The sequence below is a fragment of the Klenkia brasiliensis genome, from assembly GCF_900100695.1.
Lineage (GTDB): Bacteria > Actinomycetota > Actinomycetes > Mycobacteriales > Geodermatophilaceae > Klenkia > Klenkia brasiliensis.
The window spans coordinates 503,505-520,416 of record NZ_FNCF01000002.1; the positions used below are offsets into that span (position 1 = coordinate 503,505).

The window sequence follows — 16,912 nt, forward strand, 5'->3', positions numbered from 1 at the left end:
CCCGGTCAGCCCCGGGGGTCGGCCAGGTCCAGGTAGCCGCAGTGGTGGCTGAGCAGCACCGGCAGGTCACCGACCACGTCGGCGAGCGCGGCCCGCACCGCCGCGGGGTCACCCAGTGCGCCGGCGGCGAGCTCGGCGGCCTCCTGCAGGTCGGCCGCCGTGCCGGTCGACTCCCAGCGCAGCGCGGTGGCGAGGGGGAGCTCCAGGACCGGCCAGCCGGGCAGGCCGAGCGCCCGGGTGGACGGGTCCCGGCCCGCGCCGATGCCCACCAGCAGCGGGCGGGCCACCAGCCGGCGGGCGAGGTCGGCGAGGTCGTCGGCGGACGGCGGGACGTGCACCAGCAGCGACCGCCCGGCCAGCCGCGCCACGACCGCCTCGGGCTCGGCCACCCCGACCGCGGCGGCGTGGGCCAGCAGCAGGTCGTGCCCGCAGAGCGGGTCGTCGCCGGCCAGGCCGTGCGCCAGGTCCCACACCCGGGCCTCGTCCTCGTCCAGGGCGTGCCGCGCCCAGCCGAGCCGCACCGACCCGGCGACGGCCGCCGGCACGGTCTCGGGCCCCAGCCGGAACCCGACGGGGAGGACGACGGTCACGGCCGGCCGACCGCGAGGTCGACGTAGGCCGCCGTGGTCGACAGCAGCGCCGGCAGCGACTCGACGAGGTCGGCCAGCAGCAGGTCGGCGTCGACGGCCCCCGGTGCATCGACGCCGGCGGCGAGGTACCCGGCGGCGTGCCAGGTCACCGATGCCCAGAGGTCGGCGAACAGCGGGCCCCAGGCCCACACGTCGCGCAGCGGGCGCGACAGCTCCGCGACCGGGTGGCCGGGCAGGCCGACCTGGTGCAGCGCGGCCCGGCCCGGCACCTCGCCGAGCCCGGGCTGCAGCGGGTGCAGCGTGTGCGCGGCGGCCCAGTCCCGCCGGCCGTCCGGGGTGTCCTCGAGGTCGGCGACCGCGCCGAGCTCGCGCAGCTGCGCCCAGCCGGCCGTCGTGCCCGCGTCGTCCAGGCCCCAGCCGCGGGCGAGCGCCTCGACCTCGACGGGGTCGCCCGACCGCCGGGCGGCGTCCCACAGCAGGGTGGCCGGACCGCCCAGCTCGAGCTGCTCGCCGTCCACGTGCACGAAGCCGCGCACCGCAGCCGGGTCGGCCTGCCCGGAGAGGGACAGGTCGACGACCGTGAGCCGGCGGCCGAGCGGGACGACCCTCACGCCGGTGGTCCGGACCCGGCGTCCCGGGGCACGTCGAGGTAGAGCACGCCGGCGGCCAGCAGCTCCGGCAGCCGGGCGACCAACCGCTCCAGGACGGCGTCCGGGTCGTCGCCGGCGACGGCGGAGGCGCCGGCCAGCCCCGCGGCGGCCGCGGCGAGGTCGGGGAACAGGTGCGCCCACGCCCAGATGTCGAAGGCCTCCGGGTCCAGGGTCGCGACGGGGGCGACCCAGGTGCCGACCACCCGCCCGCCGTCCTCGCCGCCCAGCGTGCCGAGGCCCAGGGGCTGCACCCGGTGGGCCCGGGCGAACGCGCCCCGCGCCTCGGGGGTGTCCTCGACCCGGACCAGCAGGCCGCGCCCGACCAGGGCGTCGACCACCGCCGGGTTCCGCGCGTCGCCGGGCTCGCCGACCGCGAGCTCCCAGGTGCTGCGCTCCACCTCGCCGTGCAGCTTCGGGGTCGCCCAGCCCACCCGGACGACGTGGTGCCGGGCGAAGGCGCCGGGGGCGGGGTGGAAGGGGCCGAGGGCGTGGCCCACGCGCAGCAGCAGCGTCACGCCGCCACCCCCCAGGTGTCCAGGCAGACGGCGCCGGTGGCCAGCAGCGCGTGCAGGGCGGTGAGCAGGCCGGTCAGCAGCTCCTCCGGCTCGACCAGGCCGGGGTCGGTGGCACCGGCCCGGGCCGCGACGGCCGCCGCGGCCGCGCACGCCCGCCACAGGCTGGTCTCCAGGTGCGCCCACGCGACCAGGTCGTAGGTCGTGGAGCTGGCGACGGCGAGCAGGTGGTCGGCGGTGCCCAACCGGTAGACCAGCGGCTGCTGGGCGGTGTTGCCCCGGCCGGTGGTCAACGGCAGCAGCCGGACCCGGTCGGCGAGGTCGCGCGCCGACGGGCCGCCGGGCTCGACCCGGGCCAGCAGGCCGCGCCCGACCAGCGACCCCAGGTGCTCCTCGGCGCCGGCCAGCCCGGCCTGGTCGGCCGCGGCCAGCACCCCGGCCGTGCCCCAGGGCGCATCGCCGCCCGCGGGGTCGCCGTGGGCCAGCGACCAGACCGCGAACTCCGCCAGGCCCAGCTCCTCGACGTCGGCGCCCAGCCGCACCTGCACCGCCCCGCGGTCGGCGTCCAGGCCGAGGGAGTGGCCGAGCGGCAGCAGCAGCTCCACCGGCGACGGGGTCTGCGCGGCGTCGGACATCGCCGCGACCCTATCGCCGCCGGGCCCCTGCCTGCCCGGGGCGCGTGTGCCAACCTCGGCCGCATGACCGCCCCGCGCCGGCCGCCGCTCACGGAGAGCCGCAAGGTGCTGGCGGCCGCCCGTCCGCCCGAGGGCACCGGGCCGACCACGGCCGCCGTGCTGCGCGGCCTGGCCCGGGTCCGCCCGCCGCTCCCGGTCCTGCTCGCGACGGCCCTGCTGGCCCTGGTCCCGCTGGCCCTGCTGGCCGTGGCCGGGTGGTGCGCGGTGGGCATCGCCGGGGGTGACTGGCCGCTGCTGGGCAAGCTGGCCGGCGGGACCCTGCTGTGCGGGGTGCTGGTCCTGCTCGCCGCGCTGGCCCACCGCGGCACCAAGCGGGTGCTGCACCTGGGGTCCTACGCCGAGGGCTTCTTCCCCGCCCGGCTGCTCACCATCGCCTGCGTGGTCACCGGCCTGTTCCTCGCGAAGTACGTCCTCCTGGACGGCGAGCCGACCGACCCGACGATGGTGCTGCCCTTCGTCGCGCTGGCGGTGGCCTGGGCGCCGTGGCCGCTGCTCCTGCTGCCCTCGGCGCAGGCCTGGCCGCGCCGGGTCGCGCTGCGCTGGTCGCGTGCCGCCCGGGACGCCGACGAGGCCGTGCTGGTGGCGCTGCTGGCGCCGCACCCGTGCCCCGGCGGGGTGCCGCCGTGGCCGTGGGCGGTGGACCCGCTGGTCGCCGAGACCGGGCCGGGGTGGCGGGTGCACGGCCCGTGCCCGCGCTGCGGGGCGCCGGTCGACGTCCCGGTGCGGGCTGCGGACGTGCCGGCCGAGGGGCTCGGCGGCGGGGACCTGCACGCCCTGCGCACGCGGCTGGCCCCGGCGCCCGGCGAGGGCCCGGACCTCCCCGCGCGGCTCGACGACGGGTCCCTGCTCCTGCTCCGGGCGCGCTCGGCCACCGGGGTGGACGTCCAGGACCGGTTGTTCGCGCTCGTCCCCGACGGGGCCGACGCCGTCCCGGGCCGGCGGCGCACCGGCACCCCCGTGCCGCTGCTGACGCCGGAGTCGGAGTTCGGCCGCCCCGTGCTGCAGGAGCGCCGCGAGCAGCACGCCGCGCTGCTGGCCGCCGCCGACGCGGAGCTGGCCCGGCGCGGCCGCTGACCTCGGGCCTAGCGCTGGGCGCGGATGTGGGTGCTGGTCTGGGACAGCGGGTCCCAGGCGTCGGGGTGCCGCTGCCCGGAGTCGACCACCCAGCCGGGGGTGCGCGCGGCCGACCGCGATGCCGTCGTCGTGCCGCGGCGGTCCGCCGGGCGGGCGCTGAGCTTGACGATCAGCGCGAGCAGCCCGACCAGTGCCAGGAGCACACCACCGATGATCACCAGCGTCGACATCATGACCTCGACGCTAGGTGACGGCCCGGTCCGTCGCCCCGACAGATGTCACCGAACATCACCGCGCAGTCGCGGACAGTGTGCCAATCCTGGTCCCACCCGCCCCAGGTGTCACCGGGTGGTGGACAGCAGCTCCGACAGCGCATCCCAGCGGCTGATCGCGCAGCCGTCGCTGCGGCTGAAGGCGGCGTCGACCGGTTGACCGGCCACCGTGCCGCTGACCGTGGCGGTCTGCGGGCCGTCGAACTGCTGGGTGCACACCGCCCCGGGGTCGGGGGCCGCGAACCCGGCCGGGCCGACGGCGGCGACCTGGGCGCAGGCGGCGTCCGGGTCGGGCACGTCCCCGCCGGTGGGGTCGCAGCTCAGGGTGCCGACGACGACGGACTCGCCGCTGCCGTCGGGGTCGACGACCACGGTGAGCGCGGTGCCGCCGACGGCGGGTGCGCCCGGGGACGCGGTCGTCGTCCCCGGCGCGGAGGAGGACGTCGGACCCGAGGACGCCGGACCGGAGGACGTCGCGGGTGCGGAGGTCGGGTCCCCGCCGCCGCACCCGGCCAGCAGCAGCACCGCGCCCGCCGCCAGCAGTGCCCGCCTCACGGCGCGGCGTCCAGGAGGTCGGCCAGCACGCGCGGCAGGACGTCGTCGGGCACGGCCCCCGGGTCGGGCAGCGACTCCAGGGCCAGGCCGTGGGTGAGCGCCAGGATCACGACGGTCAGCCTGCCCGCATCCCACCCGGTCTGCACGGGGTGCTCGGCCAGGAACCGCTCGACGGCTGCGGCGACCCGGGAGCGCAGCTCGCGCCGGGAGGCCGTGAACGCGGTGCGGACGGCGGGGTCGCGCACCGCCCGCTGCCAGAACTCCAGGTAGAGCAGCTGCCAGGCGGGGTCGGGCCGGGACAGCTGCGCGCCGACGGCGGCTAGGGCGCCCGGCAGGTCGGTGGTGCCGGCGAGCGCCTGCTCCACGGCGGCGACCCGGGCGGCGCCCTCGGCGGTCATCAGCGCCAGGAACAGGTCGTCCTTGCTGCCGAAGTTGGAGTAGACCGCGCCCTTGGTGAAACCCGCCGCGGCGGCGACCAGGTCGGTGCTGGCCCCGGCGAACCCGCGCTCGGCGAAGACCCCCCGCGCCGCCTCGAGCACCCGCGCCCGCACCTCGTCGCGGCGCGGGCGGGTGCGCACCGTCACGTCGGTCCCCCTTGCCCCGGTCACGGCCACGAGCATACTGGTCCGTATCGGATACGCACCGGTATCGAGGAGTCGGGATGAGCGCACACGGTCAGCACGAGGCACCGCGGCGGGAGCTGCTGCCGGGGGTGACCCGCCGCGCCGCCGTCCTGGTGGTCGGCGTCCTGCTGCTGCAGTTGGGCTTCGTGCTCAGCTACGTCGGGGCCTTCCACGCCCCGGTCCCGCGGGAGGTCCCGCTCGCCGTCGTGGCCCCCGCCGGTGCCCCCGCCGGGACCGCCGAGCAGCTCGTCGCCCAGCTGGACGGGCTCCCCGGCCGCCCGCTGGACGCCACCGCCCACGGCAGCGAGGACGACGCTCGGCAGGCCCTGGCCGACCGCGACGTCGACGGCGTCCTGCTGGCGGGCAGCGGGTCGCAGGACACCCTGCTGGTGGCCGGCGCCGAGGGCGGCGCCGTGGCCACCGCCCTGGAGCAGGTGCTCACCCAGGCCGACGCGGCCCAGCAGCGCACCCTCACCACCACGGACGTGCTGCCCGCCGGGGACGGCGACGCCCGCGGCCTGTCCGCGTTCTACCTCGCCGTCGGCTGGGTGGTCGGCGGGTACCTCGTCGCCTCGATCATCGGGGTGAGCGCCGGGTCGCGGCCGGCCACCCGCGGACGCGCCGGCACCCGGCTGGTGGCGCTGGCCCTGTACGCGCTGGTCAGCGGGCTGGGCGGCGCGCTCATCGCCGGCCCCGTGCTCGGCGCCCTGGACGGCGGGCACACGCTCGAGCTGACCCTGTTCGGCGCCCTGCTGGTGTTCGCCGTGGGCGCCGCGACCGCCGCCCTGCAGGTCTGGACCGGCCTGGTCGGCATCGGGCTGGCCATCCTCGCCTTCGTGGTGCTGGGCAACCCCAGCGCCGGCGGCGCCTACCCCGCCCCGTTGCTGCCGCCGTTCTGGGCGGCCATCGGCCCGTGGCTCCCGCCGGGTGCGGGCACCGGCGCCGTCCGCGGCATCGTCTACTTCGACGGGGCCGGCGTCGGGCAGGCCGTGGCGGTGCTCGCCGCCTACGCCGTCGTCGGCACGGCGGCGACCCTGCTCGGGGCCGGACGGGGCATCACCGCCGCGCCGACCCCTGAGCCGACCCCGGAGCCGACCCCGGAGCCGACCCGGGACCGGGCGGCCGGTGCGCCTCCGGCAGGTCGGGCACCAGCCCGGTGAACAGGATCTCCTCGGCCAGCTCGCCGAGCCGGGTGTTGGTGTGGTTGCTCAGCATGCGCAGCAGCTCGGCGGCCTGCTGGTAGGGCAGGCGCCGGCTGATCATGGTGATGCCGATGGCCGCGCCGATGGTGCGGTTGGTGGTCAACGCGACCTGCAGGTCGGCGACCTCGAGGCGGGCCCGCACCACGCAGACCGCGGCGGCGAGGTCGGGCACCACGTCGGCGAGCGCACCCCCGGCCGCGGCCTCCAGCAGGTCGTCGTCCGCGCCGTAGACGGTGAGCACGGCCCGGGCCCGCTCCGGGCCGGGCAGCGCGGTGGCCACGACCGAGCGCACCGGAGGGGTGCCGTGCGCGGTCGGCAGCCGCCACCGCTGGTCGGTCCACAGGTCGTTGCTCACCACCGGCCGGCCCGAGGCGTCGGCGGCCGCGGGGAAGGCCGGGCCCTGGCCGACCTTCGCCTGCAGCCGGTCGACGTCGGGCCCGGCGGGCCCGGCGCCGGCCCAGGGGCGCAGCCGGGGACCGGCGACGGTCACCACGGTCGCCGACACGGCCCCGGGCAGCGCCCCGACCTGCTCGGCGAGCAGGGCCTGGGTGAGCGCGGGCAGCTGATCCTCGGCGCAGGCGGCCGCGCGGGAGGCGGCCGGCAGGACGGCGGTCACGACGGCTCACCGGGCAGGCGCCCCGTCAGGGTGAGGCCGCGGGCGACGTCGGCGATCGGCCGGCGGGAGGACCGGGCGGCTCGGCGCAGCGCGGCGAAGGCGTCGCGTTGGTCGAGGCCGTCGCGGGCCATGAGGTAGCCCACGCCGCGCTCGATGGGCGCGCGGTGGCCGATCGCGTAGTCCAGCTGGGCGGCCAGCCGTCCGGCCTGGTGGGCCTGCACGCCGACCGCCAGGATCGTCTCGGCGACCCGGCCGAACCGCTCCAGCGCCCGGACCTGCTCGCCGGTCCACCCCATCGGCGCCGAGTGGTGCACGTCCAGGCTGCCGACCACGGTGCCGTGCAGGCGCAGCGGGGTGCCCAGCAGCCCGCCGATGGGTCCGGTCGCCGTTCTCGCCTCGACCGCCCGGGCCAGCGCCGCGCCGAACCGCGGCCACCGCTGGTCGGCGGCCACGTCCCCGGTGGTGGTCGTGGTGCCCTGCTCGAAGGAGTCCACGCAGGGGCCCTCGCCGGTGGTCAGCTGGGCCTCCTCGATCGCCCAGCTGGTGTCGTCGGTGGCCACGACGTAGCGCAGCCCGCCGTCCTCGTCGGCGAGCATCAGGCCGCAGCCGGCGATGTCGAACAGGCCGGCGCAGGCGTCCACCACCCGCTGCAGCGAGGCGTTGAGCAGGTCCTCCCCGGCGGCCCGGGGGTCCTCGCCGAGGTCGCGCAGGGTGCGCGCGAGGGTGTCGGCGTCGATGGCGCTCACGAAGCGGCTCCGTCCAGGTCGGCGAGTCGGTCGGTCAGGTGGGCCACGTCCTGGCCGCGGCCGGCCGCGGACAGCAGCAGCAGGTCGGCGACGAGGGCGGCGAAGGTCTGCAGGGCGGCCTGCTGCCGGTCGGTCCAGCCGTGCGGCCAGGCGTCGACCGCGTTGAGGTTGCCGATCACGGCGTCGTCGGCCACGACCGGTGCGCTCAGCACGGCGCGCACGCCGTCGCCGCGGACGAGCGGGACCAGACCGGCGTAGTCGGGGACGGCGAGGACGTCGGGGACGGCGACCGGGATGCCGGCCCGCTGCACGTCCGGGCCCGGGCCCACCCCCGTGGCGGCCTGGGCGCGCTCGAGCGCGGCCGCGGCCGCGCCGCTGGTGGTGACGGTGCGCATCTGGTCGTCGCTGTCGCGCAGCAGCAGGCCGACGCACTCGACCTCGAGCAGGGCCGCGACCGAGTCGACCAGGTCCTCCAGCCGCCGCGCCACCGCTGCGGTGCCGGCGCCGTTCACGCGGCGGCCCCGGGCGAGGTGGCCGGGACCAGCTCGAGCCGCCCCGGGAAGCTGCGGCAGACCAGCCGCAGGGAGCGCGGCGGGTCCAGCACCAGCAGCCGCCCGCCGGCGTCCTCGACCTCGCCCTGCAGCCGGACCAGGGCGCGGAAGCCGCGGGCGTTGACGAAGTCGCAGCCCTCCAGGCGGGCCAGCACGACCTCCCCGCGCCGGACCCGCCGGCGCAGGCAGCCGGCGAGGTGGGCCGCGGCGGCGTCGTCCAGGGGTGTGCTGACGCGCACGACCACCTGACCGGTCGTCACGTCGACCGGTCGGCGGGAGGTGGACAGGTGGTGTCGTCGGGTGGTGAGCACGGCGCGCTCCGTCCGTCGTCGACCATGAGGTCACCGCGGACACAGGGCGGTGGGTGGTACGTCCCCGCGGTTCTGCAGGAACGGCACCGACTGTTCTACGTATTCAGCCGATGGACAACCGCACGGGGCGAACGGTCGGCCGCACGGAACGAAGTGCGGGCCACCCGGCTGTGCAGCGCCGGGCCGGGCGCGTCACCGCTCGATCGGCAGGCCCGTGTAGTTCTCCGCCAGCTCGCGCTGCGCGGCCTCGGAGGCGAACACCCGGCGCAGCTGGGAGAGCTGCAGTTGGTGGTCGAAGTCGTCACCGCCCTGCGCCGCCGACACGGTGTGCAGCATCGAGGTCATCCACCAGGAGAAGTGGGTGCACCGCCAGATCCGGCGCAGCGCGGTGTCGGAGTAGGCGTCGACCAGGTCGGTCTCCTTCTCCTGCAGCAGCCGGACCAGGGCGGTGGCCAGCAGCGTCACGTCGGCCACCGCCAGGTTCAGACCCTTGGCGCCGGTGGGCGGCACGATGTGCGCGGCGTCGCCGGCCAGGAAGAGCCGGCCGTGCCGCATCGGGGTGGAGACGAACGACCGCATCGGCAGGATGGACTTCTCGGTGATCGGGCCCCGGTTGACCGACCAGCCGGACAGGCCCAGCCGCTCGTCCAGGGCGTCCCAGATGCGCTCGTCGGACCAGTCCTCGATCTTCTCGGTCGGGTCGACCTGCACGTAGAGCCGGGACACGCTGGGCGAGCGCATCGAGTACAGCGCGAAACCGTCGGGGTGCCAGGCGTAGACGAGGTCGTCGGTGGCCGGCGCGGCGTCGGCCAGGATGCCCAGCCAGGAGAAGGGGTAGACCCGCTCCCACACCTTCCCGCCGGTCGCCGCGGTGACCAGCGGCCGGGAGACGCCGTGGAAGCCGTCGGCGCCGACCACGACGTCGCACTGCAGCTCCTGCGCGACCCCGTCGGCGTCGGTGAAGGTGATCCGCGGGGAGTCGGTGTCCACGTCGTGCGGCTGGACGTCGGTGACGCAGAACAGCAGCGGCGGGCCCTCGTCCAGCTGCGTGGCGATCAGGTCCTTGACCACCTCGGTCTGGCCGTAGACCCACACGGTGCGCCCGCACAGCGCCTCGAAGTCCAGGTGCACCCGCTCGCCCGGGATCTGCAGGTGGATGCCGGTGTGGTGCAGGCCCTCGCGGTCGAGCCGGTCGCCCACGCCGACGTCGCGCAGCGTCTGCACGGTGTGGCTCTCCAGGATGCCGGCGCGGATGCGGGCCTCCACGTAGGCCCGGTCGCGGTTCTCCAGCACGACGGAGTCGATCCCCTGCACGTGCAGGAGCCGCGACAGCAGCAGCCCGGCCGGTCCGGCCCCGATGATCCCCACCTGAGTACGCACGACCGGAGTGTGACCACGGTGACGTCCCAGCGGCGAGGTCAGGTTGCCGCTGAGCGGAATTCCTCCGTGCGGGCCAGGGCGCGGCCGATGCCGCGGGCGGCCACCTGCAGGACCGGCACCAGCCGGGGCAGGTCGCGCTCGGCCCGGTGCGTGGGGACGACGATGCCCAGCGCGGCGGCCACCGGTGACCGGCCGTCGGTCAGCTCCACGGTCACCGGGACGGCGACCGACGCCGCGCCCAGCGACATCTCCTCCGACGTCCGGGCCGACCCCGACCGGCGCACCTCGGCCAGCTCCCGGCCCAGCCGCACCGGGTCGACGACGGTGTGCCGGGTCTGCCGCTCGAGGGCCTGCAGCGCCTGCTCCACCACCTCGGGCGGGGCGGCGGCCAGCAGCACCTTGCCCACCCCGACCGCGTGCAGCGGCAGCCGGCTGCCGACCTGGCTGACCACCGGCACCGACTCCCGGCCCGACACCCGGTCCACGTAGAGGGCGTGCAACCCGTCGCGGACGGCCAGGTGCACGGTGTCGCGGGTGGCGGTGTGCACGTCGAGCAGGAACGGGCTGGCCACCTGGCGCAGCTCGGCCTGGACCGGGGCCAGCAGGCCGAGGTCCCAGAGCCGGCGGCCGATCTCGTAGCGGCCGTCGGCGCGGCGGGCCAGCGCGCCCCAGGAGGTGAGCTCGGCCAGCAGCCGGTGCGCCGTGGTGAGCGGGGTGCCGCTGCGGGCGGCGATCTCGGACAGGGTCAGCCGCGGGTGGTCGACGTCGAAGGCCTCGAGCACCCCGAGGGCCCGGGAGGTCACCGACCGACCTGCCCGGGTGCCGCCTCCGGCCATCCGGCTCTCCTTCCACCCAGCGGGAAGGTCAGGGTGCCAGACGCCGCGGCGATCTCGTACGTTCCCGGGCATGACCGGGACCACATCCAGGCTGGTGCTGCCGCGCTACCTGCGCGAGGAGGACGGCCACCGCACCCCCGTCGCCTCCGACGGCTACCGCTCCACCGCGCTGCGCGCGCCGCTGCGCACCCCGGTCGACCTGCCGCACCGGCTGACCGAGGTCACCGGCCCGGTGCTCGGCGAGGACCGGGTGACCCCCGGGGACGCCGACCTCACGCTGCGCGCCGGGGGCGAGGCGCAGGGCCAGCGGATCATCGTGTTCGGCCGGGTGCTCGACAGCGGTGGCCGGCCCGTGCCCGGTGCGCTGCTGGAGATCTGGCAGGCCAACGCGGCCGGCCGCTACCGGCACGTGGTCGACAACTGGCCCGCGCCGCTGGACCCGCACTTCGACGGGCTGGGCCGCGTGGTCACCGACTCCCTGGGCCGCTACGAGTTCACCACGATCAAGCCCGGCGCCTACCCGTGGGGCAACCACCACAACGCCTGGCGGCCGGCGCACATCCACTTCTCGCTGTTCGGCCAGGCCTTCACCCAGCGGCTGGTCACGCAGATGTACTTCCCGGACGACCCGCTGTTCGGCCAGGACCCGATCTTCAACGCCATCCCGCCGGCCGCCCGGCACCGCGCGGTCGCCGGGTTCGACCTGGGCCGCACCCAGCCGGACTGGGCGCTGGCCTTCGAGTGGGACATCGTGCTGCGCGGCACCGACCAGACGCCCTTCGAGACCGACGACGACGGGGACGTGGCCTGATGGGGTTCGAGCACGACTCACCGCTGGTGCGCGACGCGGACGAGACCAACGAGCGGCGGCCGGGCACCCCGCGCCGCGGCACCGGCTTCCTCGACGAGCCGCCGACCCTGCGCACCACGCCCAGCGCGACCGTGGGCCCCTACCTGGCCATCGGCCTGACCTGGCCCGACGGCGCCGACGCGGTCGCCCCCGGCACGGCGGGGGAGGTCTGGCTGCGCGGCACGGTCCGCGACGGCAACGGCGACGTCGTCCCCGACGCGGTGGTGGAGACCTGGCAGGCCGACCCCGACGGCCGGTTCGCCCACCCCGGCGACCCGCGCGGCTCCGCCTCGACCCCGGGGTTCCGCGGCTTCGGCCGCTCGGCCACCCCGGGCGGGGAGTTCGCCGTCCGCACGCTCAAGCCGGGCCCGGTGCCCGACGGCGAGGGCGGCCTGCAGGCCCCGCACGTCGACGTCTCCGTCTTCGCCCGCGGCCTGCTCGACCGGGTGGTCACCCGCATCTACTTCGCCGACGAGGCTGAGGCCAACGCCGCCGACCCGGTGCTCTCGGCGCTGCCGGAGGACCGCCGGCGCACGCTGGTCGCGCGGCGCACCGAGGACGGCTACCGGCTGGACATCAACCTGCAGGGCGACGCCGAGACCGTCTTCTTCGCCGTCTGACCACGGCCCCTGTGAGGATGACCGCATGAGCGGGCTCTGGGACGGCACCTTCGCCCGCGGGGGTGCCGCCGCGGCGGTCTCCGACGACGCCTGGCTGCAGGCGATGCTCGACGTCGAGGCCGCGCTGGCCCGGGCCGCCGCCCGCTGCGGCCTGGTCAGCGAGACCGCCGCCGCCGAGGTCACCCGGGTGGCCGGCACGCCCGGGGCGCTGGACGTCGCCGCGGTCGTCGCCCGCGCGGCCGACGCCGGCAACCCGGTGCCGCCGCTGGTGCGGGTGCTCACCGATGCGGTGGGCCCGCACGCCGCCGGCGCGGTGCACGTCGGCGCCACCAGCCAGGACGTCGTGGACACCGCGATGGTGCTGCTGGCCCGCCGGGCGGTCGCCGCGATCGACGCCGACCTGGCCGCCGCGGCCGCGGCCTCCGCCCGGCTGGCCGCCGACCACCGCGACGACGTCGCGATCGGCCGCACGCTGCTGCAGCAGGCGCTGCCCACCACCGCCGGGTTCCGGGCCGCCGCCTGGCTGGCCGGCCTGGACGGCGCCCGCGCCCGCCTGGCCGCCGTCGACGCGTCGTTGCCGGTGCAGTACGGCGGCGCGGTCGGCACGCTGGCCGCCACCGACGGCTCGGGGACCGACGTCCGGGCCGCGCTCGCCGACGAGCTGGGGCTGACCACCACCGCCGTCCCCTGGTTCACCGTGCGGCTCCCCGTCGCCGACCTGGCCGGGGCCCTGGGCGCCGCCGCGGGCGTGGTGGCCACCGTGGCGCTGGACGTCGTCCTGCTGGCCCAGACCGAGGTCGCCGAGGTCGCCGAGTCCGGCGAGGGCCGCGGCGGGTCCAGCGCCATGCCGCACAAGCGCAACCCGGTCGCGGCGATCTCCGCCCGGGCCTGCGCCCGCCGCGCCCCCGGCCTGGTCGGCACGCTGTTCGCCGCCATGGAGCAGGAGCACGAGCGCTCCGCCGGGGCCTGGCACAGCGAGTGGCCCACCCTGTCGGCGCTGCTGGCCACCACCGGGTCGGCCGCGGCCTGGCTGGCCGACTGCCTGGGCGGGCTCCGGTTCGACACCGCCCGGATGGCCGCCGTCGTCGAGGCGGCGGGCGGCGCGCAGCTGGCCGGGGCGCTGGCCGACGCGCTCACGCCGTCCCTGGGCCGCGGCCCCGCCCACGACGCGGCCGCCGACGCCGTGCGGCAGGCTGCCCGGGAGGGCCGGTCGCTGGCCGACGTCGTCGCCGGGCGCACCGACGTCGACGTCGACGCGCTGCTGGCCGGTGCCGCCCCGGACACCGGCCAGGCCGGCGCGCAGGTCGACGCCGCCCTGGCCGCCCACACGATCGCCGAGAGCTGAGGAGCCCCGTTGCCCATCGACGTGCACGCCGTGGTGGAGGGACCCGAGGACGCCCCCGTCGTCCTGCTGTCCAACTCCCTCGGGACGACGCTGGAGATGTGGGACCCGCAGGTGCCCGCGCTCGCCGAGCGGTTCCGGGTGGTCCGCTACGACACCCGGGGCCACGGCCGGTCGCCGTCCCCGCAGGGGGACTCGACCGTCGACGACCTGGCCGACGACGTCCTCGCGCTGCTGGACCGCCTGCACGTCGCCCGCGCGCACGTGGTGGGCCTGTCCATCGGCGGCATGACCGGGCTGCGGCTGGCCGCCCGCGACCCGGAGCGGGTCGACCGGCTGGCCGTGCTGTGCACCTCGGCCCACCCCGGCAACCCCGACGCCTGGACCGATCGGGCGGCCACCGCCCGCAGCCAGGGCACCGGCTCGCTGGCCGACGCGGTGGTCGGCCGCTGGTTCACCCCCGGCTGGGCCGCCGAGCACCCCGACGTCGTCGCCCGGATGCGGCAGGGCATCGCCGACTGCGACGACGAGGGCTACGCCAGCTGCTGCGCCGCGGTCGGCGCGCTGGACCTGCGCGACCAGCTCGACGCGGTCACCGCGCCCACCCTGGTGGTCAGCGGGGCCGACGACCCGGCGCTGCCGCCCGAGCACCAGGAGGCCATCGCGGCCGGCATCACGGGCGCGGCGCTGCTGACGCTGTCCCCGGCCGCGCACATCGCCAACGTCGAGCAGGCCGAGCACGTCACCGCCGCGCTGCTGGCCCACCTGGGAGGCATCCGATGACCCACCCGGGCCCGGACGGGCCCACCACCGACGAGGCCCGGCGCGAGGCCGGCATGCGCACCCGGCGGGAGGTGCTCGGCGACGCCCACGTCGACCGGGCCGTCGCCGGGGTGACCCCGCTGACGGCCGACTTCCAGGACTTCATCACCCGGGTGGCCTGGGGCGACCTGTGGCAGCGCCCCGGCCTGGACCGGCGCACCCGCTCGATGCTCACCCTGGCGATCACCGCGTCGCTGCGGCACTGGGACGAGTTCGCGCTGCACGTGCGGGCCGCGGTGCACAACGGGCTGACCGACGAGGAGGTCGCCGAGGTCTGCCTGCACACCGCGGTCTACGCCGGGGTGCCCGCCGCCAACCACGCCCTCGCCGTCGCCAAGCCCATCCTGGCCGAGCTCAGGAGCTGACCAGCGGGCCGCCCTTGACCAGGTACATCCGCTGGTCGGCGGTGTGCAGCAGGGCCTCGAAACCGGCGCCGTCGTCCGGGGAGACCGCGCAGCCGATGCTGGCGCCCACCCGAACCGGCTCGCCGCGCAGGTCGACGGGCTCGCCGAGCGCGGTGGCCAGGGTCGCCGCGACGCGGGCGGCCTCGGCCGCCGCGGTGTCGATCGCCAGCCCGGGCAGCGCGACCAGGAACTCGTCGCCGCCGAGGCGGGCCAGCAGGTCGGTGCGCCGCACCGAGGACCGCAGCCGGGTGCTGATCTCGACCAGCAGCTCGTCGCCGGCGGCGTGGCCGAGCCGGTCGTTGACCGCTTTGAACCCGTCGAGGTCGACGAACAGCAGGCCCACCGCGGTGCCGGCGGCGTCGGCCTCCCACAGCGCGAGCTCCACCTGCTCCTGCAGGCGGCGCCGGTTGGGCAGCCCGGTCAGCGGGTCGGTCCAGGCCAGCTGCTCGATGCGGGCCAGGTACTGCCGGGTGCGCTCCTGCTCCCGGGCCAGCCGCTGCTGGGCCTCGACACGCGCGGTCACGTCGTTCTGCACGCCGATGTACTGCACCACCCGGCCGGCGGCGTCGGTCACCGGTGCCAGGTGCAGCTCGTTCCACCACGGCGTGCGGTCGGGCCCGCGGTGGTTGAGCAGGGTCTCGCGGCACTCCCGGCCGGCGTCGAGGGCCTCGCGGATGCGGGACACGGCGGCCAGGTCGGTGTCGGCGGTCTGCAGGAACCGGCAGTTGCGGCCGAGCACCTCCTCCCGCGGGTAGCCCGAGAGCTCCTCGAACGCCCGGTTGACGTAGACCAGCGGCTGGTCGGGCAGGTCCATGTCGACGATGACCACCCCGCTGGTGGTCGCGGCCAGCGCCCGGTGCAGCAGGCCCTCGCCGGCGGCGGGGGCGAGCGCGGGGAGCTCGGGCAGCCGGGGCGCGGTGGCGGCGGCCGCCGTCCGCTCGACCGGCACGGCCCGGCGCTGCTCGCGCGGCACCACCCGGGCGACCAGCGCGTGCGCGGCGCGGGCGACGGTGTCCCGGTCGTAGGTCAGCGCGAACTCGAAGGTGCGCTCGAGGTCGGGGCCGGTGTCGCCGAGGTCGCGGGCCAGCAGCGCGGCGCTGAAGTGCGGCGCGATGACCGCCACGTCCCACTCGCCGCGCACCTCGTCGGCGACGGACAGCTCGGCGCCGCGCACGCCGGCCACCGGCTCGGCCGACAGCCCGTCGCCCAGCGCGCAGACGAACCCGGTGCGCTCGGCAAGGCCGCGGTAGCGGGCCACGGTGGACGGGGTGAAGTGCCGGGCCTCCTGGAAGGTCGAGGCGACGACGGCGGTCTCGCCCAGCCGCAGGGCGTGCCGCTCCAGCTGCTTGGACAGCTCGATGAGCAGCTTCTTGGGGGAGCGGCGCAGCACGGTGCCCGGCGGCAGGCAGCCGAACGGGGACACCTCGGTGCCCGGCGGGTCCAGCGGGGCGGGCGGCAGCAGCAGCTCCCCGGTCGGCAGGTGCGCGGCCGGCCCGGGCTGCGGGCGGCCGAACATCCAGCCCTGGCCGAGGGTGGCGCCCAGCGCGAGGGCCTGCACCAGGTGGGCGTCGGTCTCGATGCCCTCGGCCAGCACCACCGCGCCGGTGCGCTCGGCGTAGGCGTTGACCGCGTTCATGACCTCGGCCACCTCGGGGCCGGGACGGTCCTGCACCAGCCGCAGGTCGAGCTTGACCACGTCGGGGCGCAGCAACGGCATGAAGGCCAGCGACATCGCGTCGGCCCCGACGTCGTCCAGGGCCAGGCCCCAGCCGATCTCACGGATGCGCTGCACGGTCTGCAGGAGCTCGGCCGGGCGGGCGGCGATGGCCCGCTCGGTGATCTCCACGACGACCCGCAGCTGGCTGGGCGCGGACTCCGCGATGGCCAGCAGGTCGGCGAGCGGGGCGCTGTCGAGCACCTCCGGCTCGACGTTGACGAACACCGTCAGCGGGGCCAGCAGCCCCTGCTCGACCGCGCCGCGGAAGGCCGCCGTGCGGCAGGCGGCGTCCAGCTCGGCCAGCCGACCGGCCGCGCGGGCGGCGGCGAAGAGCTCGACGGGGGACCGCAGCGGGCCCTCCGGCCCCCGCGCGAGGGCCTCGTAGGCGACGACGGCGCCGCTGTCGAGGTCGACGATGGGCTGGAAGACGCTGGTCACGGCCTCGTCGGCGAGGACGTCGTGGATGGTGGTGATCGGAGGACCCCGTCCGGACATGGCCGTCCCCCCGGGTCCCCACGGCTGGGGACGGGACGGCGCTCACGGG

General features: G+C 77.3%; 21 protein-coding genes. 7 read left to right on the top strand and 14 right to left on the bottom strand.

The features are described 5' to 3' along the window. Positions 1–5: 5 nt before the first annotated feature. The 4 genes from BLT39_RS06675 to BLT39_RS06690 are packed head-to-tail and all read right to left on the bottom strand — an operon-like array spanning position 6 to position 2,387. On the bottom strand, positions 6–590 hold the full coding sequence (locus tag BLT39_RS06675; RefSeq protein ID WP_091060819.1) for a hypothetical protein: 585 nt from the start codon (positions 588–590) through the stop codon (positions 6–8). Then, positions 587–1,201, bottom strand: coding sequence for a hypothetical protein (locus tag BLT39_RS06680; protein WP_091060822.1), 615 nt, complete (start codon positions 1,199–1,201; stop codon positions 587–589). The genes BLT39_RS06675 and BLT39_RS06680 overlap by 4 nt, the downstream gene beginning before the upstream one ends. Further along, positions 1,198–1,755 (bottom strand): hypothetical protein, encoded by a 558-nt coding sequence (locus BLT39_RS06685; RefSeq protein ID WP_091060824.1) that lies wholly within the window; start codon positions 1,753–1,755, stop codon positions 1,198–1,200. The genes BLT39_RS06680 and BLT39_RS06685 overlap by 4 nt, the downstream gene beginning before the upstream one ends. Next, positions 1,752–2,387 carry a hypothetical protein gene (locus BLT39_RS06690; protein WP_091060829.1) on the bottom strand — a complete coding sequence of 212 codons (636 nt, stop codon included), beginning with the start codon at positions 2,385–2,387 and terminating at the stop codon, positions 1,752–1,754. The genes BLT39_RS06685 and BLT39_RS06690 overlap by 4 nt, the downstream gene beginning before the upstream one ends. 63 nt (positions 2,388–2,450) lie before the next feature. On the opposite strand from BLT39_RS06690, the gene BLT39_RS06695 reads away from it, so the two are divergent. Further along, a complete protein-coding gene (locus BLT39_RS06695; RefSeq protein WP_091060833.1) occupies positions 2,451–3,521 on the top strand; it encodes a hypothetical protein in 1,071 nt (356 codons plus the stop codon). Positions 3,522–3,529: 8 nt separating this feature from the next. Here the strand turns inward: BLT39_RS06695 and BLT39_RS06700 are convergent, their stop codons facing one another. The 3 genes from BLT39_RS06700 to BLT39_RS06710 all read right to left on the bottom strand — a co-directional run bounded on the left by BLT39_RS06700 (position 3,530) and on the right by BLT39_RS06710 (position 4,956). After that, the gene (locus tag BLT39_RS06700; RefSeq protein ID WP_091060837.1) at positions 3,530–3,754 is read right to left on the bottom strand and encodes a hypothetical protein; all 225 of its coding nucleotides are present in this window, start codon (positions 3,752–3,754) and stop codon (positions 3,530–3,532) included. 108 nt (positions 3,755–3,862) lie between these two features. Continuing rightward, on the bottom strand, positions 3,863–4,348 hold the full coding sequence (locus BLT39_RS06705; protein ID WP_091060842.1) for an SSI family serine proteinase inhibitor: 486 nt from the start codon (positions 4,346–4,348) through the stop codon (positions 3,863–3,865). After that, positions 4,345–4,956 carry a TetR/AcrR family transcriptional regulator gene (locus tag BLT39_RS06710; protein ID WP_207507673.1) on the bottom strand — a complete coding sequence of 204 codons (612 nt, stop codon included), beginning with the start codon at positions 4,954–4,956 and terminating at the stop codon, positions 4,345–4,347. The genes BLT39_RS06705 and BLT39_RS06710 overlap by 4 nt, the downstream gene beginning before the upstream one ends. A gap of 53 nt (positions 4,957–5,009) precedes the next feature. On the opposite strand from BLT39_RS06710, the gene BLT39_RS06715 reads away from it, so the two are divergent. After that, on the top strand, positions 5,010–6,131 hold the full coding sequence (locus BLT39_RS06715; protein WP_109502114.1) for an ABC-2 transporter permease: 1,122 nt from the start codon (positions 5,010–5,012) through the stop codon (positions 6,129–6,131). On the opposite strand, the gene BLT39_RS06720 is transcribed toward BLT39_RS06715, so the two are convergent. The 6 genes from BLT39_RS06720 to BLT39_RS06740 form a co-directional block, all read right to left on the bottom strand. Then, positions 6,028–6,789: an ANTAR domain-containing protein gene (locus tag BLT39_RS06720; RefSeq protein WP_091060847.1), complete on the bottom strand. Its 762-nt coding sequence runs from the start codon at positions 6,787–6,789 to the stop codon at positions 6,028–6,030. The two genes, BLT39_RS06715 and BLT39_RS06720, sit on opposite strands and share 104 nt — an antisense overlap. Further along, on the bottom strand, positions 6,786–7,535 hold the full coding sequence (locus BLT39_RS22315) for a GAF domain-containing protein (RefSeq protein WP_165640180.1): 750 nt from the start codon (positions 7,533–7,535) through the stop codon (positions 6,786–6,788). The genes BLT39_RS06720 and BLT39_RS22315 overlap by 4 nt, the downstream gene beginning before the upstream one ends. Then, on the bottom strand, positions 7,532–8,047 hold the full coding sequence (locus BLT39_RS06730; protein ID WP_165640181.1) for a GAF domain-containing protein: 516 nt from the start codon (positions 8,045–8,047) through the stop codon (positions 7,532–7,534). Before BLT39_RS06730 ends, BLT39_RS22315 begins: the two co-directional genes overlap by 4 nt. Beyond that, complete coding sequence (locus tag BLT39_RS22320; RefSeq protein ID WP_165640182.1) at positions 8,044–8,397, bottom strand: STAS domain-containing protein; 354 nt, start codon at positions 8,395–8,397, stop codon at positions 8,044–8,046. The genes BLT39_RS06730 and BLT39_RS22320 overlap by 4 nt, the downstream gene beginning before the upstream one ends. A 192-nt stretch (positions 8,398–8,589) precedes the next feature. Continuing rightward, a complete protein-coding gene (locus BLT39_RS06735; protein ID WP_091060853.1) occupies positions 8,590–9,777 on the bottom strand; it encodes a 4-hydroxybenzoate 3-monooxygenase in 1,188 nt (395 codons plus the stop codon). Positions 9,778–9,815: 38 nt separating this feature from the next. Continuing rightward, the gene (locus tag BLT39_RS06740) at positions 9,816–10,580 is read right to left on the bottom strand and encodes an IclR family transcriptional regulator (protein WP_242658213.1); all 765 of its coding nucleotides are present in this window, start codon (positions 10,578–10,580) and stop codon (positions 9,816–9,818) included. A 103-nt stretch (positions 10,581–10,683) separates the two neighbouring features. On the opposite strand from BLT39_RS06740, the gene pcaH reads away from it, so the two are divergent. The 5 genes from pcaH to pcaC are packed head-to-tail and all read left to right on the top strand — an operon-like array spanning position 10,684 to position 14,612. Continuing rightward, the gene (gene pcaH / locus BLT39_RS06745) at positions 10,684–11,424 is read left to right on the top strand and encodes a protocatechuate 3,4-dioxygenase subunit beta (protein ID WP_091060862.1); all 741 of its coding nucleotides are present in this window, start codon (positions 10,684–10,686) and stop codon (positions 11,422–11,424) included. Continuing rightward, on the top strand, positions 11,424–12,083 hold the full coding sequence (pcaG, locus tag BLT39_RS06750) for a protocatechuate 3,4-dioxygenase subunit alpha (protein WP_091060865.1): 660 nt from the start codon (positions 11,424–11,426) through the stop codon (positions 12,081–12,083). The genes pcaH and pcaG overlap by 1 nt, the downstream gene beginning before the upstream one ends. 25 nt (positions 12,084–12,108) lie before the next feature. Then, complete coding sequence (gene pcaB / locus BLT39_RS06755; RefSeq protein WP_091060869.1) at positions 12,109–13,428, top strand: 3-carboxy-cis,cis-muconate cycloisomerase; 1,320 nt, start codon at positions 12,109–12,111, stop codon at positions 13,426–13,428. A gap of 9 nt (positions 13,429–13,437) precedes the next feature. Beyond that, entirely contained in the window at positions 13,438–14,208 is a 771-nt protein-coding gene (gene pcaD, locus BLT39_RS06760) for a 3-oxoadipate enol-lactonase (RefSeq protein ID WP_091060872.1), read from the top strand. Next, positions 14,205–14,612, top strand: a complete 408-nt coding sequence (pcaC, locus tag BLT39_RS06765; RefSeq protein WP_091060874.1) for a 4-carboxymuconolactone decarboxylase — start codon at positions 14,205–14,207, stop codon at positions 14,610–14,612. The genes pcaD and pcaC overlap by 4 nt, the downstream gene beginning before the upstream one ends. On the opposite strand, the gene BLT39_RS06770 is transcribed toward pcaC, so the two are convergent. Then, on the bottom strand, positions 14,602–16,863 hold the full coding sequence (locus BLT39_RS06770) for a diguanylate cyclase domain-containing protein (RefSeq protein WP_165640183.1): 2,262 nt from the start codon (positions 16,861–16,863) through the stop codon (positions 14,602–14,604). The two genes, pcaC and BLT39_RS06770, sit on opposite strands and share 11 nt — an antisense overlap. Positions 16,864–16,912 lie beyond the last annotated feature (49 nt).

What these genes read in the sequence shown, in the direction of transcription:
- BLT39_RS06690 (WP_091060829.1), bottom strand. Translation starts at nt 2,387, where the DNA reads ATGTCCGACGCCGCGCAGACCCCGTCGCCGGTGGAGCTGCTGCTGCCG.
- BLT39_RS06695 (WP_091060833.1), top strand. Translation starts at nt 2,451, where the DNA reads ATGACCGCCCCGCGCCGGCCGCCGCTCACGGAGAGCCGCAAGGTGCTG.
- BLT39_RS06700 (WP_091060837.1), bottom strand. Translation starts at nt 3,754, where the DNA reads ATGATGTCGACGCTGGTGATCATCGGTGGTGTGCTCCTGGCACTGGTC.
- BLT39_RS06715 (WP_109502114.1), top strand. Translation starts at nt 5,010, where the DNA reads ATGAGCGCACACGGTCAGCACGAGGCACCGCGGCGGGAGCTGCTGCCG.
- pcaH (WP_091060862.1), top strand. Translation starts at nt 10,684, where the DNA reads ATGACCGGGACCACATCCAGGCTGGTGCTGCCGCGCTACCTGCGCGAG.
- pcaG (WP_091060865.1), top strand. Translation starts at nt 11,424, where the DNA reads ATGGGGTTCGAGCACGACTCACCGCTGGTGCGCGACGCGGACGAGACC.
- pcaB (WP_091060869.1), top strand. Translation starts at nt 12,109, where the DNA reads ATGAGCGGGCTCTGGGACGGCACCTTCGCCCGCGGGGGTGCCGCCGCG.
- pcaC (WP_091060874.1), top strand. Translation starts at nt 14,205, where the DNA reads ATGACCCACCCGGGCCCGGACGGGCCCACCACCGACGAGGCCCGGCGC.
- BLT39_RS06770 (WP_165640183.1), bottom strand. Translation starts at nt 16,863, where the DNA reads ATGTCCGGACGGGGTCCTCCGATCACCACCATCCACGACGTCCTCGCC.